We start from the raw sequence: 26,382 nt of genomic DNA, 5'->3' as shown, positions 1-26,382 counted from the left end.
ATGCGGCTGCGAAATTCCTGCCGCATAGCGGCAATTTCGTCTGGAACCAAATCGAGCATGCCGCGTTATGGCGCTTGCGGGGAGTTGTGTCGGCCGCAGGGGACAGTTTCACCAGGACATTCAAGAAATCCGTGAGCTGGGAGGGGCGCTGTGAGCGTGCTTGCATCCACAAGGCAATTGGACCACCGTCAAATACTGAACGCGCTGAAGGCTTTTCGGAGCGGTGATTTCTCCGTTCGCATCGATAATGTCTACACCGGCCTCGATTCCGAGATCGCCGACACCTTCAACGAAATCGTAGAACTCAACGATCAGGTCACGCGCGAGTTCGAACGCCTCAGCAAGGTCGTCGGCAAGGATGGCCGGATCGGCGAACGCGGCCGTGTCCGCAACGCTACCGGCAGTTGGGAATCGAGCGTCCGTTCCGTCAACGATCTGATCGAGGACATGGTTCAGCCGACGGCCGAAGTGGCGCGCGTCATCGGCGCGGTCGCCAAAGGCGACCTGTCGCAGACGATGATGGTCGAAATCGACGGCCGGCAGTTGCGCGGCGAATTCCTGCGCATCGGCAAGATCGTCAACACCATGGTCGGGCAACTGGCCTCCTTCGCCTCGGAGGTGACGCGCGTGGCGCGCGAGGTCGGCACCGAAGGCAAGCTCGGCGGCCAGGCCCGCGTGAAAGGTGTGGCCGGGACCTGGAAGGACCTGACCGACAACGTCAACGCCATGGCGACGAACCTGACCGGGCAGGTGCGCAACATCGCCGAGGTGACGACCGCCGTCGCTTCCGGCGACCTGTCGAAGAAGATCACCGTCGATGTGAAGGGCGAAATCCTCGAGCTCAAGAACACCATCAACACGATGGTCGACCAGCTCAATTCCTTCGCCTCGGAAGTGACGCGCGTTGCGCGCGAGGTCGGTACAGAAGGCAAGCTCGGCGGCCAGGCGCGCGTCGAAGGTGTCGGCGGCACCTGGAAGGACCTGACCGACAACGTCAACCTGATGGCAGAGAACCTGACCGGCCAGGTGCGCAATATCGCCGAGGTGACCACTGCTGTGGCGCTTGGCGACCTGTCGAAGAAGATCACGGTCGACGTCAAGGGCGAGATCCTCGAGCTGAAATCAACCATCAACACCATGGTCGACCAGCTGAACTCATTTGCCGGCGAAGTGACGCGCGTCGCCCGCGAAGTCGGCACCGAGGGCAAGCTCGGCGGCCAGGCGCAGGTGCGCGGCGTTGCCGGCACCTGGAAGGACTTGACCGACAACGTCAATTCGATGGCCGAGAACCTGACCGGCCAGGTCCGCAACATCGCCGAGGTGACGACCGCGGTTGCTTCGGGCGACTTGTCGAAGAAGATTACCGTCGCCGTGCAAGGCGAAATCCTCGAGCTCAAGGACACCATCAACACGATGGTCGACCAATTGAACTCCTTCGCCTCGGAAGTGACGCGTGTGGCGCGCGAGGTCGGCACCGAAGGCAAGCTCGGCGGCCAGGCCGAGGTGAAGGGCGTCGGCGGCACCTGGAAGGATCTGACCGACAACGTCAACCTGATGGCCGCCAACCTGACCGGCCAGGTGCGCAACATTGCCGAGGTGACGACCGCCGTGGCCCGCGGCGACCTGTCGAAGAAGATCACCGTCGACGTCAAGGGCGAAATCCTGGAGCTCAAGGACACCGTCAACACGATGGTCGACCAGCTCAATTCCTTCGCCTCGGAAGTGACGCGTGTGGCGCGCGAAGTGGGATCGGAAGGCAAGCTCGGCGGCCAGGCGCATGTCGAGGGTGTCGGCGGCACCTGGAAAGATTTGACCGACAACGTCAATGCCATGGCCGGCAATCTGACCGTGCAGTTGCGCGACGTGTCCAAGGTGGCGACGGCAATTGCGACCGGCGACCTCACCCAGAAGATCACGGTCGATGCATTGGGCGAGATCCTGCAGATCAAGGACGTCATCAACACGATGGTCGACCAGCTGAATTCCTTCGCCTCCGAGGTGACGCGCGTGGCGCGCGAAGTCGGTTCCGACGGCAAGCTCGGCGGCCAGGCGCAGGTGCGCGGCGTTGCCGGCACCTGGAAGGACCTGACCGACAACGTCAATGCGATGGCCGCCAACCTGACCGGGCAGGTGCGCAACATCGCCGAGGTGACGACTGCGGTGGCGCTTGGCGATCTGTCGAAGAAGATCACGGTCGACGTGCGCGGCGAGATCCTCGAGCTGAAGGACACCATCAATACGATGGTCGACCAGCTGAATTCCTTTGCCTCGGAAGTGACGCGCGTGGCGCGCGAGGTCGGCACCGAGGGCAAGCTCGGCGGCCAGGCGCAGGTGCGCGGCGTTGCCGGCACCTGGAAAGATCTGACCGACAATGTGAATTCGATGGCCGAGAACCTGACCGGCCAGGTTCGCAACATCGCCGAGGTCACCACCGCAGTGGCGCGCGGCGACCTGTCGAAGAAGATCACCGTCGACGTCAAGGGCGAGATCCTGGAGCTGAAATCGACCATCAACACCATGGTCGACCAGTTGAACTCCTTTGCCGGCGAAGTGACGCGTGTCGCCCGCGAGGTCGGCACCGAGGGCAAACTTGGCGGCCAGGCACGGGTGGAGGGCGTCGCCGGCACCTGGAAGGACCTGACCGACAACGTCAATCTGATGGCGACGAACCTGACCAACCAGGTGCGCGGCATCGCCGATGTCGTGACCGCGGTCGCGCAAGGCAATCTCAAGCGCAAGCTGACGGTCGATGCCAAGGGCGAGATCGCCTCGCTCGCCGACACCATCAACGGCATGATCGAGACGCTTGCGACCTTCGCCGACCAGGTCACCAACGTCGCCCGCGAAGTGGGCATCGAAGGCAAGCTCGGCGGCCAAGCCCGTGTGCCCGGCGCTGCCGGCCTTTGGCGCGACCTGACCGACAACGTCAATCAGCTCGCCGCCAATCTGACCACGCAGGTGCGCGCGATTGCCGAGGTGTCGACGGCGGTGACCAAGGGCGATTTGACCCGCTCGATCAGCGTCCAGGCCTCCGGCGAGGTCGCGGCGCTGAAGGACAACATCAACGAGATGATCCGCAATCTGAAGGACCAGACGCTGAAGAATGCCGAGCAGGACTGGCTGAAGACCAATCTCGCCCGGTTCTCGCGCATGCTGCAGGGCGAGCGCGACCTGGCCACGGTCTCGCGTCTCATCATGTCCGAACTCGCGCCGCTGGTGAATGCGCAATATGGCGTGTTCTACGTGACCAACCGCGACGAGGATGAATTCTATCTGGAACTCGCCGCCTCCTATGGCGCCGAAAGCAAGGCGGAGATCAAGCAACGCCTCGATCTGCGCGAAGGCCTTGTCGGGCAAAGTGCCGCCGACAAGCGCGCCATCATGCTGGACAATGTGCCGCCGAATTTCCTGCGCGTCACGTCGGGCCTTGGCAATGCCGCGCCGGCCAACGTGATCATTCTTCCGGCTCTGTTCGAGGACGAGGTGAAGGCCGTCATCGAACTCGCCTCGTTCAGCGAATTCCGCGACACGCACCAGTCATTCCTCAACCAGCTGATGGAATCCGTCGGCATCGTTCTCAACACCATCGCCGCCACCATGCGCACCGAAGGCCTGCTCAAGCAGTCGCAGCTGCTGACCTCGGAGCTGCAGGCGCGTCAGACCGAGCTGACCAAAAAGCAGGAAGAGCTGCACGCCACCAACGAGGAGCTGCAGGAAAAGGCGCAGCTGCTCGAGAACGAAAAGAAGCAGGTGGAGAACAAGAACCTCGAAATCGAGATGGCGCGCCGTGCGCTGGAGGAGAAGGCCGAGCAGCTGGCGCTTACCTCGAAATACAAGTCGGAATTCCTCGCCAATATGAGCCACGAACTGCGTACGCCGCTGAACTCGCTGCTCATCCTTTCAAACCTGCTCGCAACCAACCAGCAAGGCAATCTCAACGACAAGCAGGTCGAGTTCGCGCGCACCATCAACTCGGCCGGCACCGACCTTTTGAGCCTCATCAACGATATCCTCGATCTGTCGAAGATCGAATCGGGTACCGTCTCGATCGATATCAACGACATGCCGGTGGTGCATCTTCGCCAGCATATGGAGCGAACCTTCCGGCAGCTGGCGACCGACAAGGGGCTTGGCTTCGCCATCAACGTCGATCCCGAGCTTCCGGAGACCGTCCGCACCGACGAGAAGCGCTTGCAGCAGATTGTGCTCAACCTCTTGTCGAACGCGTTCAAGTTCACCTCCGAGGGCGAAGTCAGCTTGAATTTCCGGGCCGAAAAGACTGGCCGTCACAACGGCTCGGTGCAACCGATGGAAGCGCTCGCTATCGCGGTCACCGATACGGGCATCGGTATTCCGCAGGACAAGCAGAAGCTGATTTTCGAGGCCTTCCAGCAGGCCGACGGCACCACCAGTCGCAAATATGGCGGCACCGGGCTTGGGCTCTCGATCAGCCGGGAGATCGCCCGGCTGATCGGCGGCGAATTGCGGGTCGAGAGCACGCCGGGCAAGGGTTCGACGTTCACGCTGGTCATCCCGTTCGACGGACCTCGGATGGCCTTGGCCCCGCAAGCGGCCTTGCTGCCGGCGATGGAGGTGGTCGCGACGACGGCGCAGCCGAGCCCGCCATCCTCCGAATTGCTTGATGACCGCGATACGATCTCACCGGAAGATAGGGTCGTGCTGATCGTCGAGGACGACCCGACCTTTGGCGGTTTGCTGCTCGGCCTGGCGCGTTCGGCCCGGCTGAAGGGCGTCCTGTCGACCGCGGGCTCTGGCACGCTGGCTTTGGCCCGCAAGCTGGTTCCCGATGCGATCACGCTGGATCTCGGACTATCGGATATCGACGGCTGGGTGTTGTTCGATCTGCTTCGCCATGACCCGAAAACCAAGGACATTCCCGTCCATGTCATCTCGGGTGCCGAAGATATCGAGGTGCTTGCCCGCAAGGGCGCATCCACCATTTCAACCAAGCCCGTGTCGGCGGACGAACTGATGAAGGTCTTCCAGGACATTCACTCCAGAAAGCTCCGCGTCCAGCGCCGCGTTCTGATTGCCGATACCGATCCCGAGCGCCGTCTCTCGTTGATCGAGGCGATCCGCGACGGCGTCACCTCGGTCACCGCGATCGGCCGCGTCGCGGCGAATGCCGACGACATCGGCATCGCCGGCTATGATGCCGTTGTGCTCGGCCTTGGCCGCTCGGCCAAGGACAACGCCCAGATGCTGGATGAGATTGCCGTCCTGTTCGGGCAGTCCGTGTCGCGACTGTTGTTCTTCGCGCCGCATCCGGAAGCGCTGCAACAGTCGCTCGCCTTGCATCCGGCATTGGCGGACGTTCCGCGGGCGGAGAATTTCGCGCAGCTGGCTCTCCTGATATCCGCAACGCTCCCGGGGCGAGGCCACGACAGTTCGGCAGCCGAACAGCCGGATAAATTCGACCTCGCCGGCGCAAAGGTCCTCATCGTCGACGACGACATCCGCAACATCTATTCGCTCACCAGCGTTCTTGAGACCTATGACATCCAGGTGCTGCACGCGGAGCGCGGTAGGGAAGGTATTGCGCTTCTGGAGCAGAGCCCGGATATCGACGCCGCATTGATCGATATCATGATGCCGGAGATGGACGGCTACGAGACGATGCGGCAGATCCGCGGCATGCCGGCAATCGCCCATATCCCGTTGATCTCGGTTACCGCCAAGGCAATGAAGGGCGACCGGCAGAAGTGCCTCGACGCCGGCGCCTCTGACTATATCGCCAAGCCGGTCGACCTCGACCTGCTGCTGGCCTTGCTGCGTGTCTGGATCGGCCGCTCGCGATCCCGTGTCCATCGTCCGGAAAAGACGCTCATGGCAGTGAACTGACGGCCGCTCGATGCAGAAACTGTCGAGAAACGGAGCGAGGAAGCTGGAGGTTATGGCCCCGGCGACAGGGCCGGCAAAGGCGCGCATCCTGGCCGTGGATGACGACGAGCGCAATCTGCTGGCGATCGGCGAGGTTCTGGCCCCTGTCGGCGAAGTCGTCTGCGTGCAGTCGGGCGAAGAGGCGCTGCGCGCTCTGCTGAAAGAGGATTTCGCAGTCATCCTGCTGGATGTGCTGATGCCTCGGCTGGACGGCTACGAGACCGCTGGATTGATTCGCCAGCGCGAGCAATCCAGGCGAACGCCGATAATCTTTCTCACCGCCATCAACAAGGAAGACGCCCACATGCTGCGCGGCTATGACGCCGGCGCGGTGGATTACGTGTTCAAGCCCTTCGACCCGGCCATGCTGCGTTCCAAGGTAGCCGTGTTCGTCGAACTTCATGAGAAGACGCTCGAAATCCAGCAAAAGGCGGCTGCCGAGCAACGGCTGCTGGCCCAGGCACTGCAGGCGCAGCAGGAAAAACTCGAGGCCGAGCGGGCGCTGCGTAGCGCCCAGGAGCGGCAGCATGCCATTTTGAGCTCTCTTCCGGTCTGCTTCCACGCAAGGGCGGCGGAGCCGCCGTTCGGCGCCAGCTTTGTCACCGAAGGGGTCGAACGCTTGACCGGCTTTCCTGCCGAACGGCTGACCTCCGATCCAGGCTTCGGCCTAAGCCGGGTTCATCCCGACGATCTGCCGAGAGTGAGGCAAGCCCTGCTCGCAGCCAAGGCCATCGGCTCCTACACCTGCGAATTCCGCTGGCAATGCGCCGACGGCAATTACCGGATTTTCCTCGACCAGGGCGTCCTGTCGAACGGTTCCGATGGCCAGAGGCCCGAGATCCTCGGCACATTGCTGGACGTTACCGAGCGGCGCGAGCTTGAGAACCAGCTGCTGCAATCGCAGCGCCTCGACGCGATTGGCAAGCTTACCGGCGGCCTGGCGCATGATTTCAACAATCTGCTTGCCGCAATTCTCAGCGGATTGGGATTGCTCGAGCGCCACGCCGAGTTCGATGGACAGGCCAGGCAAGTTCTGGAACTGACGCGCCGGTCGGCAAAACAAGGCGCCGAGCTCGTCAACCGCATGCTTGCGTTCTCGCGCCGCCAGACACTGAGGCCGCAGGCCGTGCGCCTCGCTGCGCTTGGCGGCACCATGAACGGGTTGGTGGCCCCGGTTCTGGGCGGCCTGATCCGTTTCGATTGGCTTGTCGACGACACGGTGTGGCCGGCGCATGTCGATGCCGGCCAGCTGGAGCTGGCGCTGATGAACCTGGTTTTCAACGCGCGCGATGCCATGCCGTCCGGCGGCACGATAATCGTGGAGGCGCAAAATCGAACGCTAGGCAGTGCAGCCGAGGATATTTCGGCGGGCGACTATGTCGTGGTCACCGTCAAGGATACGGGGTCGGGCATACCGGCCGACATTCTCGCCAAGGTCGTCGAACCGTTCTTCACCACAAAACCGGTCGGCAAGGGCACTGGCCTCGGTCTGAGCACGGTGCATGGCTTCGTCAAGCAATCGGGCGGCACGCTCCGCATTGAGAGCACCGTCGGCAGTGGAACATCCGTCCAGCTCTGGCTGCCGCGTTCAATCGAGCGCCCGGTGGAAATCGCCGACAAGTCCGATGCCGACAACACCGTCGTGAATGCCGGCGAGGACTATCCGTCGGTCCTGCTGATTGACGACAGCAATGTACTGCGGGAACTGACGGCGCAATCGCTTCGCCAACATGGCTTTGCGGTTACCTGCGCCGGGGGCGGTGCGGAAGCGCTGGCGATGATCGAGCGGGCGCCGTACGATTTCGATGTCATCGTCACCGATTTTGCCATGCCGCTCGTCTCGGGGCTCGAGGTCATCCGGTTCGCCCGCAATCTGCGGTCCGATTGGCCGGCGGTGATGATAACCGGATATGCCGACGCCGACGCGATCGCCGACCGGCCCCCCGACGTGCCGCTGCTCGGCAAACCGCTGCGCGAAAAGGACCTGATGGAGAGCATTCTTGCAGCGGCTGCGCGCGCCGATCGCCGAGGGCCAAGCAGGCCAGCCGGTGAAAGGCGGACCATTGGAACCTGATCCATGAGTTGCCGTTGGGTAGGTCTCTGGCTGCGCGAGGATCGGAGGAGAGACTGATGGCGACAGCGGACTGGCCTCTTCCTGAACGCTTCACCTTTCAAGGGAACTCGATCGCCTGGGGCGCGATGGGCGAGGGCTCACCCGCGGTATTGCTGCATGGCACGCCTTTCTCATCGTCGGCATGGCGCAGAATTGCGCCTTTGCTCGGCCAACAGAGGCGAATCTATTGCTTTGACATGCTCGGCTATGGTCGATCTGATAAACCCGATAGCGACGTGTCTCGTGGCATGCAGAACGAGCTTTTCGCGGCCCTTTACGATCATTGGGGCCTGCGTGCCCCCGATGTCGTCGCGCATGATTTCGGCGGCTCAACAGCGTTACGCGGTCATTTGCTCAATGGGCTCGACTATCGGTCGCTGGTGCTGATCGATCCGGTCGCAATCAGCCCGCAAGGCTCACCACTTGTTCAGGCCGCCAAGAAACACGAGGCGGTCTTTTCCGGCCTTCCGCACTACATTCATGAAGCAATCCTGCGCGCCTACATCGGCGGCGCCGTAGCGAATGCGCTGCGCGAGGAAGAGATGGCGCTCTACCTCGCACCGTGGCTGGGAGCTGAAGGCCAAAAAGCCTTCTGGCGCCAGGTCGCTCAGATGGATGACAAATACTCGCAAGAGGTCGAGTGGCGCTACGGCGAGATTCGTTGCCCCGTTGCCATCCTGTGGGGCGAGGACGACCAGTGGATTCCCATCGATGACGGTCGCGAGCTCGCGCGCCGCATTTCGAGTGCTTCCTTCCATGTCGTGCCGAACGCGAAGCATCTTATGCAGGAGGACGCGCCGGAAGCGATCGTGGCGACAGTGCTTGGCTTCTGGCGAGACCTGGAGGAGCGGGCAAATGTCCGCAAAAAACCGGCTTCGGCCGCTCGATCTCCATCGCGTCAATGAAGGCTTTGGGCGATCGGTTTGATCCGGTTGCCGATGCGATGGACAAGAATCCACCCCTTAGCGGCAGTCTCGAATCGAAACGGTACGTTTCGTATCTTTGACCCTAGCAGCATCCAGCCTGTGCGCAACACGGAGCGCCGGCCATGGCGCGCTCGACGGGCTGTGATGCGGTTGATAAGCCCTCTCCCCAAGGAGAGTCGGACATGACCGTTGCGATCGAGATGGGCCAGACGAGCGCGGGCGCCCCGGCGGCGCTGGATCTTGAGGAACTGCTGGCGACGCGGCTTCTGGTGCAGGGCAATTCGGGTTCCGGCAAATCCCATCTGCTGCGCCGGCTCTTGGAGCAGAGTGCGCCCTGGGTACAGCAGACCATCATCGATCCCGAAGGCGACTTCGTCACGCTGGGCGACCGTTTCGGCCATCTGGTGATCGATGCCGAGGAGCATACCGAGCGCGGCCTGCAGAGCGCCGGCGAGCGGGCGCGCATCCACCGCGTCTCCACGGTGCTCAATCTCGAGGGGCTCGACGCCGAGAACCAGATGCGGCGCGCCGCCGCCTTTCTCGGCGGGCTGTTCGAGGTCGCCCGCGACCACTGGTATCCGATGCTGGTGGTGGTAGACGAGGCGCAGCTGTTCGCGCCGGCGGTTGCCGGCGAGGTTTCCGACGAGGCGCGCAAACTCTCGCTCGGCGCCATGACCAATTTGATGTGCCGTGGCCGCAAGCGCGGGCTGGCCGGCATCATCGCCACCCAGCGGCTGGCCAAGCTCGCCAAGAACGTCGCCGCCGAGGCTTCCAATTTCCTCATGGGCCGGACTTTTCTGGACATCGACATGGCGCGCGCCGCCGATCTTCTCGGCATGGAGCGGCGCCAGGCGGAGGCTTTTCGCGACCTCGAGCGCGGGCAGTTCATGGCGCTCGGCCCGGCGCTGTCGCGCCGTCCGCTCGGTCTGCGCATCGGCCCGACCGATACGAGTCCGCGCAACGCGACCCCGCGCCTGATGCCGCTGCCGGAATCGGCGCTGGAGGATGCGCGCGCCATCATCCTGGCGGCGCCGCCGCCGGAAACCGTCCGGCCGCAGCGCCGCTCGTCGCCGGACCTGCTCGATCAGCTGATGGCGGCGAAATCGGCGGCGCTGGAAATCCGCCCCGAACCGGTGGAGCCGCCGATCAGCGCCGAGGATCTGGCGGAGCGGCGCGAGCGCGTCGACCGGGTGCTGCGCGCCGTGCTGGCGCAGCCCGATGCCGGCTTCCGCGTCATCGGGGTGCTCTATCAGGAGTTCGTCGTCCGCTGCCGCATAGAAGGCCTCGCCTCGGTCGTGCCGGACCTGCCGGAGTTCCGCCGCATGCTGACGCGCGCCCGCGCCGGGCTCGGCTCCGACATGATAGGCGACGATGCCTGGCAGGACGTCTCGGCGCGCGCCTCGCTGCTGCCCGAGGACATGCAAGGCGTCTTCATGATGATCGCCCGCGCGGCGAAGGAAGGCTGGCCCTGCCCGAGCGACGCCGCGATCGCCCGCGCCTACGGCTCGCACTCGCTACGCCGCGCACGGCGCCTGCTGACCTATATCGAGGAGCAGAGGCTGATCGTGTGTCAGCTTGACGGGGGCGGACGGCGGACGGTGACGCTCGTGGAGCTGGCCTGGGCGACGGCGCCGGGCGATCCGAATGCGGTGGAGGCGGAGCAGCGGAGTGCGGTGGGGTGAGGCGGCGGCCGAGCGCGGTCTTCATCATACGACGACGATTGGCGCGACGCAGATCCGCTATTGTAAGTTGTTCGACGCTACAGCACTCCCTCTTGCCGACGGCGCTTTACATATCTTCTAAATTATCAGCGGGTCGGTTTGCCAATGAAGAGATCAGCCGCGATCAACTGACGAAGACAAGAAATACGGCAGGACTGTAGCGCAAATATCCGCCGAACCTACGCTACCTCCGCCGATTACCCCTTCGGTTCATTCTGTTGACATCTCCTGCTTCTGGAGAGATGGTAAGATACTACGCGGCCCTTTTTCCGAAGATTTTATTCTGCAGCTTTATCAAAGGATTTTGGCAATGCGTTTGTCTCGATCGCGCCGACTTATGGCCATCGCTTTGACGGCAATCGCAGCCGTCACCCTTCCCTCTTATGGACATGCCGAGGACAAGCTGCTGACGGAAGCGGTGCAGTTCAACGGTACGATCCTGTATCTCTCCACCAAGGTGCCTGGCCTGATCTTCGGCGCCGTCCGCAACGGCGAGACGGCCTTGGCCGGTTTCGGCAAGATTGCCGACGGGAGTGAAAAAGTGCCCGACGGCGACACAATGTTCCGCATCGCGTCCGTGAGCAAAGTGTTCTGCGGCGGTGTGCTTTCCTCGCTGGCGATCGACGGCAAGGTACAACTCACCGACCGGCTGCAGGATCGCCTTGGCTGGGACGTCACGCTCCCGGAGAAGGACGGCCGCGCCCTCCGCCTGATCGATCTCGTCGCGCAAGCTTCCGGCCTTCCGCGGGAGGTGCCAGTGGCCGAGGCGCCCCCCTCAGACCCTTTCTCTACGAACACCAAAGAGGCGCAGATTGCCGCCCTCAAGGACAATCCGCTGCTGTTCGCGCCGGGCACCGCCGTTCTCTATTCGAACTTCGGATACGACCTCCTCGGAGCGGCGCTCGCGAATGTCTCTGGAAAGCCTTATGCCGAGGTCCTTCGAGAGCGTGTCCTCGATCCCCTCGGCATGAAAGACACGGCTTTCAACCCAAGACCGGAGGACGAGCCGCGCCTGATGCAGGGCCATAACTTCGACGGCAGCCCCATGCCAATCGTGCCGACGAGCACAGCCATGGAGTGCGCCGGTGGATTGTACTCGACCGCGGACGACCTGCTGCGCTGGATGAACTGGCATGTCGACAACAAGCCTTCCGCGGCCGACGCCGAGTTGCGCCTTTTGAACCACGCGGCTTTTTTGTACCGGGACGGGCTCGCGTCGGTGATGGGGCTGGATGACGGCGGGCCGATGGACGCCATGGGTCTCGGATGGGTCATCATGCTCCCTAACGAGCATCGCCCGCTCATCCTCCAGAAGAGCGGCGGCCTGCAAGGGATGTTTCTCTATGTTGCGATTGCACCGACACGCGGCGTCGGCGCTTTCTTCGTCATGAACGAATTCAATGCCGCCGGCTTCATGGCTGGGGTCAAGACGACGAACGATCTCGTCGCAGAGATCGCTCCACGCTGATTTTCGCGCTGATCGGGAGGACGTGCGCGATGATTGGCGCTATGGAGGGACCTGACGGACGGTATATTTCCCGGCAAGGCAAGCGCGACATCGGCTATTTCCGGCCGACCGCTTAGCCTCCTGAGGATGACCTTTGCCGGCTTCATCGCTGCTCACGGCCTGCTCATGCTGCGGCCAAGGTTCTGCCTCTCGCCTCTTCGGCATCCCGCTTTCGTAGCCGACCGCGAATGCCGCGCTGCTCGCAGTCCCGACACCATCAGCCGCCTCTTGGCGCAACCCGATGCCGGCTTCCGCGTCATCGGCGTGCTCTATCAGGAGTTCGTGGTCCGCTGCCGCATCGAGGGCCTCGCCGCGGTCGTGCCGGACCTGCCGGAGTTTCGCCGCATGCTGACCCGCGCCCGCGCCGGGCTCGGCTCCGACATGGCAGGCAACGACGCCTGGCAGGACGTCTCGGCGCGCGCCTCGCTGCTGCCCGAGGACATGCAAGGCGTGTTCATGATGATCGCCCGCGCCGCCAAGGAGGGCTGGCCCTGCCCAAGCGATGCCGCGATCGCCCGTGCCTACGGCTCGCACTCGCTACGCCGCGCCCGGCGCCTGCTGACCTACATCGAGGAGCAGGGGCTGATCGTGTGCCAGCTCGACGGGGTCGGGCGGCGGACGGTGACGCTGGTGGAGCTCGCCTGGGCGACGGCACCGGGCGATCCGAATGCGGCGGAGGCGGAGCAGGGGCGTGCCGTGGGGTGAAGCGGCGGGGCAGGCGCGCTGAGAAAGCGCCGCTGGATCAGGCCGGGGTGAAGTCTGCTTTGCGCCGCATTAACGTCATTCTCCATTCGAAGCGCTCAGGCCGGAAGCTGCCGTGCGGAAGGACGCCCAGTCATTGCCCGCAGCGGATAAGTTTGCAGCTGGACAATAATGGCCAGCCGGGGCGATCCCGGTATTTAGCGTTGCTTCGGCGAGTCAATACTGAGCCTGCGCTTACGCGTCATCCCTCTCGACAAGACCAACGGCTGGACGCGATCGAGCGCAGGCGGGTTCAGTTGGTGCTGGTTGTGGGGGTGAACCCGCACTGCTTCTGTTCCATATCGATCTGCTTCGTGATGCGGACGGCGTTCTGTGCGTAGGCCTCCGTCACGGAGCCACTATTCACGGTCTTGTCCTTCAGCGGACTCACGCCTGCGCAGAGGTGGAAAACATGCGGCTCGGTGGACTTCGCGGCTCCGTTTTCGGGCGCGATCCAGTAGACGACATCCTGACCGGCGGGGTGGCTCGCGTCCCGCGTCGCCGCCGCCACCGCGGCGGTGTCCGTCGCGATCGCCTGCGCCTGAGCGGCGACATCGGGCGAACAGGCGGTGGTGGGCTGCCCCGACTTGATCTGAGCTGCGCATGCGTTCATATCCTGGGTGTACTGTTCGACCGATGGGGGTTTGAAACTGATCCCCATGACCGTCGCGAGCACGGCCAGCGCAGCGCCGAGGCCGCCGGCAACCTTCTTGGTTTGCGGATCCATGTTTTTGTCGGTGAGGATCAGGAAAACCAGCGGAAGGAAGGCAATCAGCGTGATGATTGCGCCGAGCTGGTTTTGGAAGAAGAACCTGGCCGCGTCGGATGCACGGGCCGGATCGTGCCTGTTGGCCGCCTTCCACAGCAAGTTGCCGGCGATTGCGAAAATCGCGATGCCGACCAGAAGGCCGATGATCAGCGGCAGGTGTCCCTGGTCGAACTTGTTCTGGCGAAGCAGAATAACCCCGTAGATCTCGCCGCCAATGGCGACGATCCACGAGAGTGCGGCGAAAAGGCGAAGACGCGTGGCGGAGGACTTCTGGCCCTGCGTCGCTTGCCAATCCTTGGTAACGTCTGGCTTGTTGTCGGTCATCGACCAGATCCCCTGATATCGACACTTCTGCGGGCGGCAACCCGCCCTGCGTAGCGTCATTGAACGATCGTCACCTGCCTTAGCGACGCGGCGAAAATGTGAACGCCACGGCAGGCCTCCCCATCCATATTGCGCATGAGTGAATCCGTCCATACCCACGGAGGCAGACGCCTATGCCGCGATGGCTCCGTTCTTCTTAATCTCTGGCTCGACGTGACGCTGCCTTCCCTCGCTTGCCTCGCCTCCCTGGCGATCCGCCTCGTTGTCGCCGACGGCATAGAGAAGGCGGTCAAAGCCGGTGCGGCTCAAGGTGAAGGCTGGTGCCGGCGCCCGCGGCATCAAGTTGGTCGCTGCGGCCGTTGCATCTAATGCCTCAGGCGGCGCCTGGACGCCGGCTTTGTTTCCGTGAATCTCGCCATACCGCATTGCACAATCGCCTCGCCTGCGCAAAATGCGGCATGATCCGCAAATCCCTCACTGTCCTGGTGATCGATGAAAACCACATCCGCGCTTCGATAATCGAAGCAGGACTGCGGGAGGCCGGGCATCAGCAGGTCACGGTCATCCATGACGTCACCGGCATAGCGCGGCGGATCGCCGAGATCGAACCCGACGTGATCGTCATCGATCTCGAAAATCCAAACCGCGACATGCTCGAAAACATGTTCCAGCTTTCGCGCGTGGTGAAGCGGCCGATCGCCATGTTCGTCGACCGCTCGGACCAGGCTTCGATCGAAGCCGCGGTGGAAGCCGGGGTGTCGGCCTATGTCGTCGACGGCCTGCGCCAGGAGCGGGTCAAGCCGATCCTCGACATGGCGATCAGCCGCTTTAACGCGTTTTCGCGCATGGCGCGCGAACTGGAGGAGGCCCGCAGCGAATTGGAAAGCCGCAAGGTGATCGATCGCGCCAAGGGCATATTGATGAAGTCGCGCGGCTTGTCGGAGGACGCGGCCTATACGCTGCTGCGCAAGACCGCCATGAACCAGAACCGCAAGATCGGCGAAATCGCCCAGAGCCTGGTGACGGCGGCAGGCCTTCTGGATCCCGAGGAGAGTTGACGATGGCGGCCGAGCACCGGATCAATGCTGGCTTCATGCCGCTCTTCGACAGCGCTGTCCTCGTTGCGGCAAAGGAAATCGGCTTCGCGCTGCGCGAAGGCATCGATCTGACGCTCAACCGGGAAACATCCTGGGCCAACATCCGTGACCGCATCGCCATCGGCCATTTCGATCTCGCGCATATGCTGGGGCCGATGCCGATCGCCTGCAATCTGGGGCTGACGCCGCTCGCCTCCGACACGGTCGTGCCGTTCTCGCTCGGCCTTGGCGGGAATTGCGTCACGGTTTCGAACGCGGTCTGGGCGGGCATGGCCGCGCACGGCGCCCGACCCGACCTCGATCCGGCGCGGGCCGGCAGGGCGTTGGGGGCGCTGATCCGCAAACGGGCGAATGCCGGCGGCGATCCGCTTCGCTTCGCCGTCGTCCATCCGCACTCCGGGCACAATTACGAACTGCGCTACTGGCTCGCCGCCTGCGGCATCGACCCGTCGCATGAGATCGAAATCGTCATCGTGCCGCCCCCCTTCATGGCGGACGCGCTCGCCGCCGGCAGGATCGACGGCTACTGCGTCGGCGAACCCTGGAACAGCGCCTCTGTCGTCGCCGGCACCGGCCATATCGCCACGGTCAAGGCGGCCATCTGGAAGACCAGCCCGGAGAAAGTCATCGGCGTGCGCAAGGCATGGGCGGAAAAACAGCCGGACGCGCTTTCGGCCCTGCTGCGCGCGCTGCATCATGCGGCGCGCTGGTGCCAGGATCCGGCAAACCGCGGCGAACTCACGGCCCTGATGGCGCAGCCGGCCCTCCTCGGCCTCGCGCCAGCGCTGCAGATGCCAATCCTCAGCGGTCATCTTGCGCTCGGCGGCGGCGCCGAACTGAGCGTCGGCGACTTCTTTCTGCCCTTCGACAAGGCGGCAAACTTCCCGTGGAAGAGCCATGCGCTGTGGTTCTACACGCAGATGGTGCGCTGGGGGCATGTCGCGCACACGCCGGAAAACCTCGCTGTTGCCCGCGACTGCTACCGCCCCGATCTCTACCGCTCGGCGTTGAAGCCGCTTGGCGTGGCACTTCCCGGTGCTAATGCCAAGGTCGAGGGCGCGCTGAAGGCCGCGACTCCAGTTGGTTCGGCGGGGGCAAGCCTGGTGCTCGGTCCCGACGGGTTCTTCGATGGCCAGATCTTCGATCCCGACGAGATCGACGCCTACATTGCCGGCCAGAAATTGGCGCGCGCCGAAGCCTGATCATTTCCGCGCCATTCTTGTGCACTGCACAAAAAATGTGCGTGCAACTGCGCTAATGAATAATCCTTAGCTTGCGCGCCCAGCGGGCCGGCGCGCCGACGATTGTGGTATGTCATTGATCTCATTGATGTTTGCCATCCATTCCGAAAACTGGCACGGTTCCTGCAATGCAATAGGCAGACTCTTCTCGGGGTCACGGAATACGCGTCCAATGGCGGGCGCTACAGGCAAAGCTGCCGCTCAGGTCAACACGCGATCCCGGATGACGGACGCGCGCGGCCTGGCTGGCGGCTTTTTGTTTTGGTCGAACACGCAATCGACGGCGCCGATCCCAAGCCGCGCCCAACCGGAGATGACGATGACGAAACGCACCAATAGCCATTCCGCCCAACCGGCGATCAGCCGCCGCGATTTCCTGAGGATCAGCGCGGCCACCGCGGCAACGCTGGCGGCGGCGCGTGCGCTGCTGCCCTCCGGGGCCTATGCGGCACCCGCCGCGCCGGAAGTCACCGGCGCCAAGCTCGGCTTCATTGCGCTGACCGATGCGGCACCGCTGATGATTGCCAAGGAAAAAGGCCTGTTCGAGAAATTCGGCATGCCCGATGTCGAGGTGCTCAAGCAGGCCTCGTGGGGCGCAACGCGCGACAATCTGGTGCTCGGCGGCGAAGCCAACGGCATTGACGGTGCCCATATCCTGACGCCGATGCCCTATTTGATGCACACCGGCAAGGTGACGCAGAACAAACAGCCGCTGCCGATGGCGATCGTGGCCCGGCTCAACTACGACTGCCAGGGCATTTCCGTCGCCCAGGAATATGCCGCCACCGGCGTCGGCCTCGATGCCTCAAAGCTGAAGGAAGCCTTCGCCGCCAAGAAGGCCGCGGGCAAGGAGGTCAAGGCCGCCATGACCTTCCCGGGCGGAACGCACGACCTCTGGCTGCGCTACTGGCTGGCTGCCGGCGGCATCGATCCCGACAAGGATGTCTCGACCATCGTCGTGCCGCCGCCGCAGATGGTCGCCAACATGAAGGTCGGCAACATGGACGTGTTCTGCGTCGGCGAGCCATGGAACGAGCAGCTCGTCCATCAGGGCGTCGGCTTCACCGCCGCCACCACCGGCGAACTGTGGAAGGGCCATCCGGAAAAGGCGCTCGGCCTGCGCGCCGCCTTCATCGACAAATATCCGAACGCCACCAAGGCGATCCTGATGGCCGTCATGGAGGCCCAGCAATGGTGCGAGGCAAAAGAAAACAAGGACGAGATGGCCGCCATCATCGGCAAGCGGCAGTGGATGAACGTGCCGACCGCCGACATCATCGGCCGCCTCAAGGGCGACATCAACTACGGCAATGGCCGCGTCGCCAACGGCACCGATCTCTACATGAAGTTCTGGCAGGGCGGCGTGTCCTATCCCTTCAAGAGCCACGACAGCTGGTTCCTCGCCGAGAACATCCGCTGGGGCAAGTTCGCGCCGACCACCGACATCAAAGCACTGGTCGGCCAGGTCAACCGTGAGGATCTGTGGCGCGAGGCGGCCAAGGATCTTGGTGTCGCCGCGGCCGATATTCCGGCGTCTTCGTCGCGCGGCACCGAAACCTTCTTCGACGGCAAGATCTTCGATCCGGAGAAACCGTCGGCCTATCTCGACAGCCTGAAGATCAAGGCGTCGGCCTGAGCCCGACATAGATGCGCGACAGTGCGTTGGCAACGCCGCCCGTTGTGCATGTGCTGCCAAGGAGTTTTCGAGAAATGTCTATCCAAGCCATCGAGGACAGCAAGGTGAAGCCGTTCCCCGCGCCGGCCAAGCCCGCCGAGGTCATCGCTTTCACCGCCAGGGCGCGGCGCCGCTTCGACCCGGCCGCGATCGCCGGCAAGCTGGCCAGCACGCTGGTGCCGCCGGTCATTGTCATCACCATCATGCTCGTCGTCTGGCAGGTCGCCTGTTCGTCGCCCACAGCCAGCCTGCCACCGCCAAGCCAGGTGTGGAACGAGGCCTATGACCTGATCGCCCATCCGTTCTTCGACAACGGCCCGCAGGATATCGGGCTCGCCTGGCGGGTGCTGATCTCGCTGCAGCGCGTCGCCGTCGGCTTCGGCCTTGCGGCGATCGTCGGCGTTGCGCTCGGCGCGCTTGTCGGTCAGTCGATCTGGGCGATGCGCGGCCTCGATCCGGTGTTCCAGATCCTGCGCACGGTGCCGCCGCTCGCCTGGCTGCCGCTGTCGCTGGCGGCGTTCCGCGATTCCAGCCCGTCGGCGATCTTCGTCATCTTCATCACCTCGATCTGGCCCATCATCATCAACACCGCGGTCGGCGTCCGCAACATCCCTGAGGACTACCGCAACGTCTCCCGCATCCTCAGGCTCAACCAGTTCGAATTCTTCGTGAAGATCATGGTGCCGGCAGCTGCACCTTACATTTTCACCGGCCTGCGCATCGGCATCGGTCTGTCCTGGCTCGCCATCGTCGCCGCCGAAATGCTGACCGGCGGCGTCGGCATCGGCTTCTTCATCTGGGACGCGTGGAACTCATCGCGGCTGCCCGACATCATCGTCGCGCTCGCCTATATCGGCGTCACCGGCTTCTGCCTCGACCGCCTGGTCGCGGCGGTCGGCGTCTTCGTCACCCGCGGCACAACGGCAAAGTGAGGAGAGGGACGATGACGGCCTATCTGAAACTCGACCACATCGACAAATCCTTCGCCCGCGGCAGCCAGGTCAGCGACGTGCTGAAGGACATCCGGCTGACCATCGACAAAGGTGAATTCGTCTCGATCATCGGCCATTCAGGCTGCGGCAAGTCGACCTTGCTCAACCTGATCGCCGGCCTGACCAAGGTCTCGGCCGGCGCCGTTCTGCTCGAGGACAAGGAGGTCGATAGTCCCGGCCCGGAACGCGCCGTGGTGTTCCAGAACCACAGCCTGCTGCCATGGCTGACCGTCTACGAAAACATCAATTTGGCAGTATCAAAGGTCTTTGGCCGGAGCAGGAGCCGGGCCGAACGGCATGACTGGATCATGCGCAATCTCGATCTCGTGCAGATGGCGCATGCCAAGGATAAACGTCCGGCCGAGATATCGGGCGGCATGAAGCAGCGCGTCGGCATCGCCCGGGCGCTGGCCATGGAGCCGAAGATCCTGCTGCTCGACGAGCCCTTCGGCGCGCTCGACGCGCTGACGCGCGCCCATCTTCAGGACGCGGTGATGGATATCCATTCGAGGCTCGGCTCGACGACGATCATGATCACCCACGATGTCGACGAGGCGGTGCTGTTGTCCGACCGCATCGTCATGATGACCAACGGCCCGGCGGCCACCATCGGCGAGGTGCTTCCCGTGCCGCTGGCCCGGCCGCGTCGGCGGATCGAGCTTTCCTCTGACCGCACCTTCCTGCGCTGCCGCGAGGCGGTGCTGAAATTCCTCTACGAACGCCACCGCTTCGTCGAAGCCGCGGAGTAAGGCAATAACCGGAAAACTCGTCATCATCATTGGCAATCTGCATCGGCAATGGGCAATCTGCCGCATTGCACAAATATTATGCTGCTGTGCAAGGCATTCTGACTAATCTTTGATCCGCTGCCGAGCTTGGTCAAGAGTCGCGCGGCTGCAGTTCACATTGATTTCATTCGGTAATTCAGAGCGCTGTCGACTTGGCACGCTTCCTGCTTTTCAAAATGTAGGTCCGCAAGGGCCAAGTGACACGGCGTCCAATGGCGGGCGCTACAGGCAAAGCTGCCGCTCAGGTCCACACGCGCTCCCGGAACTCCGGACGCGAAGACCTGGCCGGCGGCTTTTTTGTTTTGACGCAATCGACGGCGCTGGTCCCAAGCGGCGCCCAACCGGAGACGACGATGACGAAACGGATCGGAACTGGCGCGTCCCTCGCGGACTTCACGCGCCGCGATTTTCTCGCCGTCAGCGCGCTGCGGGCGATGCCGCGCCGCTGACAGTCGCGAACGAACAGCACAAGGGCGGTGCTTCCCACGCCGCTAACCGGAGCCAGAAAATGACCGCAAATCTCCCAGCCGCGCCCAGCCAGGACAGTGCTCCCCGGCAGGCGCTTGTCATGTCCACCATCGCCTTCACCGTCTGCTTCGCGGTGTGGACGATCTTTTCAATCATCGGCGTGCGCATAAAGCAGGAGCTGGGGCTGAACGAGACGGAGTTCGGCCTGCTCGTCGGCACGCCGATCCTCACCGGCTCGCTCGTGCGTATGGTGCTCGGTGTCTGGACCGACCGTTTTGGCGGACGGCTGGTATACACCGCGACCATGCTTGCGGCGGCGGTCGCGACCTTTCTGCTCGCTTTTGCGCACACCTACGGGCAGATGCTGGTCGCTGCGCTGGGCGTCGGGCTCGCTGGCGGTTCCTTCGCCGTCGGTGTCGCCTATGTCTCGCGCTTCTTCCCGGCCGGCAAGCAGGGCACGGCGCTTGGCATTTTCGGTGTCGGCAATGTCGGCGCCGCGGTCACCAAGTTCCTGGCACCGTTCGTGCTTCTCTCCTGGGGCTGGCAGTCGGTCGCGCTGATCTGGGCGGCAGCACTCGTCGTCATGGCCGCCGTCTTCTGGTTCACGACCGGCGACGATCCGGTCATCCGCGAGCGCCGCGCCGGCAAGGCCGCGCCCTCGAGAAGCTTCTGGCAGGAATTCGCGCCGCTCAAGAACCTGCAGGTCTGGCGCTTCGCCTTCTATTATTTCTTCGCCTTCGGTGCATTCGTGGCGCTCTCGCTATGGCTGCCCCGCTACCTGATCGGCGTCTACGGCTTCGGGCTTGCGACCGCCGGTATGATCGGCGCGGCCTATTCAATTCCGGCAAGTATTTTCCGCGCCTATGGCGGCGTGCTTTCCGACCGGATCGGCGCCCGCACCGTGCTCTACTGGACCTTCGCTGTCAGTGCCGCCGCGACTCTCGTTCTGTCTCTCCCCTCGGCAGACTACGTCGTGCGCGGTGTCAGCGGGCCGATCGCCTTCCATTTCGAGGTCGGCCCGCTCGCCTTCATAGCCGTTGCCTGTGTGCTCGGCTTCTTCATGAGCCTTGGCAAGGCTGCCGTCTACAAGCACATCCCGGCTTACTATCCGCAGAGTGTCGGCGCGGTCGGCGGCGTTGTCGGCATGATTGGCGGGCTCGGCGGCTTTATCCTGCCAATCGTCTTCGGCGCGCTCAACGACCTCACCGGCGTCTGGTCGAGCTGCTTCATGCTGCTCTTCGTCATCGTCGCCACCTGCTTTGCCTGGATGCATTTTTCCATCCGGCGGATGGAGCGCACGGCGTCTGACGAAGCTTCAGGCCTTTCCTACGCGGCTGAGTGAGACCGGAGTGGATCAGGACATGACCGAGAAACTCGTTATCATTGGCAACGGCATGGCCCCCGGGCGCATGCTGGAGCACCTCCTGGAAAAGGCGCCTGGGCGCTACCAGGTCACCATCTTCAACGCCGAGCCGCGCGTGAACTACGACCGCATCATGCTGTCGCCGGTTCTGTCGGGCGAAAAGGCCTATGAAGAGATCATCATCCATGGCGACGGCTGGTACATCAAGCACGGCATCACCCTCTACAAGGGCCACAAGATCGTCGCCATCGACCGGCAGGCAAAGACCGTCACCTCCGATCATGGCGTGACCGAGCCCTATGACAAACTCGTCATCGCCACCGGCTCGGTGCCGTTTATCATTCCGGTGCCGGGCCATGACCTGCCGGGCGTGCTCACGTATCGCGATCTGGACGACGTCCGGGCCATGATGCTTGCCGCCCAGTCGCGGGCCAAGGCTGTGGTCATTGGCGGCGGCCTGCTCGGGCTCGAGGCAGCAGCGGGCTTGAATGCGCAAGGCATGGACGTCACCGTGCTGCATGTCATGCCGACGCTGATGGAGCGTCAGCTCGATCCGGCCGCCGGATATCTCCTGCAGCGCGCCGTCGAGCAGCGCGGCATCAAGGTCATCACCAAGGCCAACACCCAGGCGATCACCGGCAACGGCAAGGTCGAGCGGGTGGAACTTGCCGACGGCACTGTCATTCCCGCAACGCTCGTCGTCATGGCGGTGGGCATCAGGCCGAACGCGGTCCTGGCAAAAGAAGCCGGCATTGCGGTCAATCGCGGCATCGTCGTCGACGCCGGCATGCGCAGCAACGATCCCGATATCTACGCAATCGGCGAATGCGCCGAGGTCAACGGCCAGGTCTACGGACTGGTCGCGCCGCTCTACGAGATGGCGCGCGTCGCCGCCAGCCATCTGGCCGGCAACGAGGCGGCGGCTTTCGTCCATATGGACACGCCGACCAAGCTCAAGGTCACCGGCATCGAGCTGTTCTCGCTCGGCGACTTCGCCGAGGGCGATGACCGCCAGGAGATCGTGCTGCGCGATGCGGCGGCCGGCGTCTACAAGCGCCTGGTGCTCAAGGACGACCGCATCATCGGCACAGTGCTCTACGGCGAGACGGCCGACGGCGCCTGGTTCAACGACCTCAAGAAGAAGCAGACCGATATATCCGAGATGCGCGATACGCTCATCTTCGGCCAGTCCTACCAGGGAGGCGCCCCCCTGGACCCTATGGCGGCCGTTGCAGCCTTGCCGGATGATGCGGAAATCTGCGGTTGCAACGGCGTATGCAAGGGAAAGATCACCGGCGCGATCACGGCCAAGGGCCTGACCTCGCTCGACGACGTGCGCGCGCACACCAAGGCGTCTGCCTCCTGCGGCTCGTGCACCGGACTGGTCGAGAAGTTGATGGTGCTGACCATCGGCGACAAATACAACCCCGCGGCGGTCCAGCCGATGTGCAGTTGCACCGCGCTTGGCCATGACGAGGTCCGCCGGCTGATCAAGGCCAAGGGCCTGAAGACCATTCCCGCCGTCATGCAGGAGTTGGAATGGAAGACCTCCTGCGGCTGCGCCAAATGCCGGCCGGCGCTAAACTATTATCTCGTCTGCGACTGGCCCGACGAATACGCCGACGACTACCAGTCGCGCTTCATCAACGAGCGCGTCCACGCCAACATCCAGAAGGACGGCACCTATTCGGTGGTGCCGCGCATGTGGGGCGGCGTCACCAATGCCGCCGAATTGCGCGCCATCGCCGACGTCGTCGACAAGTTCGAAATCCCGATGGTCAAGGTCACCGGCGGCCAGCGCATCGACATGCTCGGCATCCGCAAGGAAGACCTGCCGGCGGTGTGGGCCGATCTCGGCCAGGCTGGCTTCGTCTCCGGCCACGCCTATGCCAAGGGGCTGCGCACCGTAAAGACCTGCGTCGGTTCCGACTGGTGCCGCTTCGGCACGCAGGATTCGACCGGTTTGGGCATCCGTATCGAAAAATTCATGTGGGGCTCGTGGACCCCTGCCAAGGTCAAGATGGCGGTATCGGGCTGTCCGCGAAACTGTGCCGAGGCGACCTGCAAGGATGTCGGCGTGATCTGCGTCGATAGCGGCTACGAGATCCATTTCGCCGGCGCCGCCGGGCTCGACATCAAGGGCACCGAAGTGCTCGGCCTGGTCAAGACCGAGGACGAGGCGCTGGAGCATATCGTGGCGTTGACGCAGATGTATCGCGAGCAGGGCCGCTATCTCGAGCGTATCTACAAATGGGCCAAGCGCGTCGGCATCGCCGAGATCAAGCGCCAGATCATGAACGATGGCGAGAAGCGCAAGGCCTATTTCGCGCGCTTCGTCTTCTCGCAGAAATTCGCCCAGGTCGACCCGTGGTCGGAACGTGCTTCCGGCAAGGACAAGCATGAATTCCGGCCGATGGCTTCGGTCGGCTTTGCGCAGGCGGCGGAGTAGGCGCGTGTTCCCGAAAAGTGGAATGCGGTTTTCGGACAAGAACACGCGCAAAAGAGGAATAGCCACATGAATTGGGTATCCATCGGCACGCTCTCGGACATTCCGCGTCGCGGTGCGCGCTGCGTCGCCACACCCGAAGGAAAGATCGCCGTCTTCCGCACGGCCGACGATCAAGTCTTCGCCATCGACGACCATTGCCCGCACAAGGGTGGGCCACTCAGCCAGGGCATCGTCCATGGCACGGCGGTGACCTGTCCTTTGCACAATTGGGTGATCTCGCTCGAGACAGGCAAGGCGCTCGGCGCCGACGAGGGCGTGGTGCGCACCATTCCGGTGCGGATCGACGGCGAGCGGCTGTTCATTGCGCTGGAAGCGCTGGCCAGCCGCGCGGCGTGAACCATGCAGATTGATGAAGCGCGCGAGGTGAGGACCACCTGCCCCTACTGCGGGGTGGGTTGCGGCGTGCTGGCGAAGGTCGCCGCGGACGGTGAAATAACCGTTCGTGGCGACCCGGACCACCCGGCGAATTTCGGCCGCCTCTGCTCCAAAGGCTCCGCACTGGCCGAGACCATCGATCTCGACGGCAGGCTGCTTCATCCGGAAATCCACGGCCGCCGTACCGGCTGGGACCAAGCGCTCAATCTAGTCGCTTCGACCTTCTCGCAAACCATTGCCGAACACGGCCCCGATTCGGTCGCCTTTTATGTTTCCGGCCAGTTGCTGACCGAGGACTACTACGTCGCCAACAAGCTGATGAAGGGGTTTGTCGGCTCGGCCAATATCGACACCAATTCGCGCCTGTGCATGGCCTCGTCGGTCGCCGGCCACCGCCGCGCCTTTGGCTCGGACACGGTTCCGGGAAATTACGAGGATCTGGAACTTGCCGACCTGATCGTGCTCGTCGGCTCCAATCTCGCCTGGTGCCATCCGGTGCTCTATCAGCGCATTGCCGCTGCCCGGGAAAAGCGGCCCGAGATGAAGGTGGTGCTGATCGACCCACGCCGCACCATGACATCGGATATCGCTGACATGCATCTGGGGATCGCGCCCGATGGCGACGTCGCTTTGTTCACAGGGCTGCTCGCCTATCTCGGCCAGCATAACGCGCTGGACCGTACCTATATCACGGCGCACACGACCGGATTCGGGCAAGCGCTTTTCGCTGCCTCGGGGCTCGACCTTGCCGGCATCGCGGCTGCCACGGGTCTCAGTGAGGACGAACTGTCCCGCTTCTACAGCCTGTTTGCCGCGACGGCGAAGACGGTGACCGTCTACAGCCAGGGCGTAAACCAGTCGTCTTCGGGCACCGACAAGGTCAACGCCATCATCAACTGCCATCTCGCCACCGGCCGCATCGGCAAGCCCGGCGCCGGGCCGTTTTCGGTGACCGGCCAGCCCAATGCTATGGGCGGCCGCGAGGTCGGCGGCATGGCCAACATGCTGGCCGCCCACATGGAGATCGAAAACCCCGAGCACCGCAACCGCGTGCAGCGCTTCTGGAACGCGCCGACCGTCGTCGAAAAGCCCGGCCTGAAAGCGGTCGAGATGTTCCAAGCGGTGGCCGACGGACGCATCAAGGCGCTGTGGATCATGGCGACCAATCCGGTCGATTCGATGCCGGACGCCGATACCATCGAGGCGGCGATCAAGGCTTGCCCGTTTGTCGTTGTCTCGGACGTGCTGGGCGAGACCGACACGGTCCGCCATGCTCAGGTCCGGCTGCCGGCGGCGGCATGGGGCGAGAAGGACGGCACCGTCACCAATTCGGAGCGCCGCATCTCGCGCCAGCGGGCTTTTTTGGCCACGCCCGGCGAGGCAAGGCCAGATTGGTGGATCATCGCTGAAGTCGCCAGGCGGATGGGGTTTGCCGAAGCTTTTTCGCATGTGTCGGCGGCCGACATCTTCGCCGAGCATGCGGCGTTGTCGGGTTTCGAGAATGACGGCGCGCGCGATTTTGATATAGGCGCGTATGGCGCGATTGATTCAGGGACCTTTGAGAAATTGGCGCCATTCCAATGGCCAGCGCCGAGCCAAGGCACCCCCCTCTGGCCTGCCGGCCATCTCCCCCTCAAGGGGGGAGATTGGATGTCGCCACCGGTTTCGCCAATCGTTACCATTGCTGAAAAGGCGGTGCCGGCAAAACTGCCAATCTCCCCCCCTGAGGGGGAGATGGCCGGCAGGCCAGAGGGGGGTGCGTGGCGCCAGCCGGAGGACAAAAGCACCCGCTTCTTTGCCAACGGCAATTTCTACACACCCGACGGCAAGGCACGCTTTATTGCCATCCGCCCAACCGCCCAAACCCGCACC

Annotated in this window: 15 protein-coding genes and 1 pseudogene; 15 read left to right on the top strand and 1 reads right to left on the bottom strand. The window is 63.6% G+C overall.

The annotated features are described in order from the left end of the window. The first annotated feature begins 156 nt into the window (after positions 1–156). The 6 genes and pseudogenes from NKH89_RS34350 to NKH89_RS34325 all read left to right on the top strand — a co-directional run. Positions 157–5,862, top strand: a complete 5,706-nt coding sequence (locus tag NKH89_RS34350) for a HAMP domain-containing protein (RefSeq protein WP_352483997.1) — start codon at positions 157–159, stop codon at positions 5,860–5,862. Between the two features lie 52 nt (positions 5,863–5,914). Further along, on the top strand, positions 5,915–7,975 hold the full coding sequence (locus NKH89_RS34345; protein WP_352911745.1) for a PAS domain-containing hybrid sensor histidine kinase/response regulator: 2,061 nt from the start codon (positions 5,915–5,917) through the stop codon (positions 7,973–7,975). A 56-nt stretch (positions 7,976–8,031) separates the two neighbouring features. Further along, positions 8,032–8,919 (top strand): alpha/beta fold hydrolase, encoded by an 888-nt coding sequence (locus NKH89_RS34340; RefSeq protein ID WP_352911742.1) that lies wholly within the window; start codon positions 8,032–8,034, stop codon positions 8,917–8,919. A gap of 203 nt (positions 8,920–9,122) precedes the next feature. Next, positions 9,123–10,622, top strand: coding sequence for a helicase HerA domain-containing protein (locus NKH89_RS34335; RefSeq protein ID WP_352495732.1), 1,500 nt, complete (start codon positions 9,123–9,125; stop codon positions 10,620–10,622). A 349-nt stretch (positions 10,623–10,971) separates the two neighbouring features. Beyond that, the gene (gene ampH / locus NKH89_RS34330) at positions 10,972–12,129 is read left to right on the top strand and encodes a D-alanyl-D-alanine-carboxypeptidase/endopeptidase AmpH (RefSeq protein ID WP_352911738.1); all 1,158 of its coding nucleotides are present in this window, start codon (positions 10,972–10,974) and stop codon (positions 12,127–12,129) included. Between the two features lie 267 nt (positions 12,130–12,396). Then, positions 12,397–12,873: pseudogene (locus tag NKH89_RS34325) on the top strand (ATP-binding protein); the annotation flags it as partial. A 289-nt stretch (positions 12,874–13,162) separates the two neighbouring features. Here the strand turns inward: NKH89_RS34325 and NKH89_RS34320 are convergent. After that, positions 13,163–14,002 carry a hypothetical protein gene (locus tag NKH89_RS34320; RefSeq protein ID WP_023718009.1) on the bottom strand — a complete coding sequence of 280 codons (840 nt, stop codon included), beginning with the start codon at positions 14,000–14,002 and terminating at the stop codon, positions 13,163–13,165. A gap of 458 nt (positions 14,003–14,460) precedes the next feature. Here NKH89_RS34320 and NKH89_RS34315 point away from each other — a divergent pair, with 458 nt between their 5' ends. From NKH89_RS34315 to NKH89_RS34275, 9 genes are all read left to right on the top strand, one after another. After that, positions 14,461–15,060: an ANTAR domain-containing response regulator gene (locus tag NKH89_RS34315; protein WP_352548924.1), complete on the top strand. Its 600-nt coding sequence runs from the start codon at positions 14,461–14,463 to the stop codon at positions 15,058–15,060. A 2-nt stretch (positions 15,061–15,062) separates the two neighbouring features. Then, entirely contained in the window at positions 15,063–16,301 is a 1,239-nt protein-coding gene (locus NKH89_RS34310) for a CmpA/NrtA family ABC transporter substrate-binding protein (protein ID WP_352483957.1), read from the top strand. A gap of 358 nt (positions 16,302–16,659) precedes the next feature. After that, a complete protein-coding gene (locus NKH89_RS34305; RefSeq protein WP_352483958.1) occupies positions 16,660–17,976 on the top strand; it encodes a CmpA/NrtA family ABC transporter substrate-binding protein in 1,317 nt (438 codons plus the stop codon). A gap of 74 nt (positions 17,977–18,050) precedes the next feature. After that, complete coding sequence (gene ntrB / locus NKH89_RS34300) at positions 18,051–18,947, top strand: nitrate ABC transporter permease (RefSeq protein ID WP_352483959.1); 897 nt, start codon at positions 18,051–18,053, stop codon at positions 18,945–18,947. An 11-nt stretch (positions 18,948–18,958) separates the two neighbouring features. Continuing rightward, positions 18,959–19,756: an ABC transporter ATP-binding protein gene (locus NKH89_RS34295; protein ID WP_352483960.1), complete on the top strand. Its 798-nt coding sequence runs from the start codon at positions 18,959–18,961 to the stop codon at positions 19,754–19,756. A 547-nt stretch (positions 19,757–20,303) separates the two neighbouring features. Further along, the gene (locus NKH89_RS34290) at positions 20,304–21,605 is read left to right on the top strand and encodes an MFS transporter (protein ID WP_352483961.1); all 1,302 of its coding nucleotides are present in this window, start codon (positions 20,304–20,306) and stop codon (positions 21,603–21,605) included. 19 nt (positions 21,606–21,624) lie between these two features. Beyond that, positions 21,625–24,075, top strand: coding sequence for a nitrite reductase large subunit NirB (gene nirB, locus NKH89_RS34285; RefSeq protein WP_352483962.1), 2,451 nt, complete (start codon positions 21,625–21,627; stop codon positions 24,073–24,075). A 66-nt stretch (positions 24,076–24,141) separates the two neighbouring features. Further along, positions 24,142–24,471: a nitrite reductase small subunit NirD gene (gene nirD / locus NKH89_RS34280; RefSeq protein ID WP_352483963.1), complete on the top strand. Its 330-nt coding sequence runs from the start codon at positions 24,142–24,144 to the stop codon at positions 24,469–24,471. 3 nt (positions 24,472–24,474) lie between these two features. After that, positions 24,475–26,382: molybdopterin-dependent oxidoreductase (locus NKH89_RS34275; protein ID WP_352911731.1), on the top strand; the 1,908-nt coding region annotated here is incomplete at its 3' end.

This window comes from Mesorhizobium sp. M0923 (assembly GCF_040319365.1).
Lineage (GTDB): Bacteria > Pseudomonadota > Alphaproteobacteria > Rhizobiales > Rhizobiaceae > Mesorhizobium.
Note: the sequence above shows the minus strand (reverse complement) of the source record. Positions and strands in the feature narration are given on the sequence as shown.

Excerpts from the sequence above, each read along its gene's own strand:
- NKH89_RS34290 (WP_352483961.1), top strand. The coding sequence starts at position 20,304 with ATGACCGCAAATCTCCCAGCCGCGCCCAGCCAGGACAGTGCTCCCCGG.
- NKH89_RS34340 (WP_352911742.1), top strand. The coding sequence starts at position 8,032 with ATGGCGACAGCGGACTGGCCTCTTCCTGAACGCTTCACCTTTCAAGGG.
- ntrB (WP_352483959.1), top strand. The coding sequence starts at position 18,051 with ATGTCTATCCAAGCCATCGAGGACAGCAAGGTGAAGCCGTTCCCCGCG.
- NKH89_RS34320 (WP_023718009.1), bottom strand. The coding sequence starts at position 14,002 with ATGACCGACAACAAGCCAGACGTTACCAAGGATTGGCAAGCGACGCAG.
- NKH89_RS34305 (WP_352483958.1), top strand. The coding sequence starts at position 16,660 with ATGACGAAACGCACCAATAGCCATTCCGCCCAACCGGCGATCAGCCGC.
- NKH89_RS34315 (WP_352548924.1), top strand. The coding sequence starts at position 14,461 with ATGATCCGCAAATCCCTCACTGTCCTGGTGATCGATGAAAACCACATC.
- ampH (WP_352911738.1), top strand. The coding sequence starts at position 10,972 with ATGCGTTTGTCTCGATCGCGCCGACTTATGGCCATCGCTTTGACGGCA.
- NKH89_RS34335 (WP_352495732.1), top strand. The coding sequence starts at position 9,123 with ATGACCGTTGCGATCGAGATGGGCCAGACGAGCGCGGGCGCCCCGGCG.
- nirB (WP_352483962.1), top strand. The coding sequence starts at position 21,625 with ATGACCGAGAAACTCGTTATCATTGGCAACGGCATGGCCCCCGGGCGC.
- NKH89_RS34295 (WP_352483960.1), top strand. The coding sequence starts at position 18,959 with ATGACGGCCTATCTGAAACTCGACCACATCGACAAATCCTTCGCCCGC.
- NKH89_RS34345 (WP_352911745.1), top strand. The coding sequence starts at position 5,915 with ATGGCCCCGGCGACAGGGCCGGCAAAGGCGCGCATCCTGGCCGTGGAT.
- NKH89_RS34310 (WP_352483957.1), top strand. The coding sequence starts at position 15,063 with ATGGCGGCCGAGCACCGGATCAATGCTGGCTTCATGCCGCTCTTCGAC.
- nirD (WP_352483963.1), top strand. The coding sequence starts at position 24,142 with ATGAATTGGGTATCCATCGGCACGCTCTCGGACATTCCGCGTCGCGGT.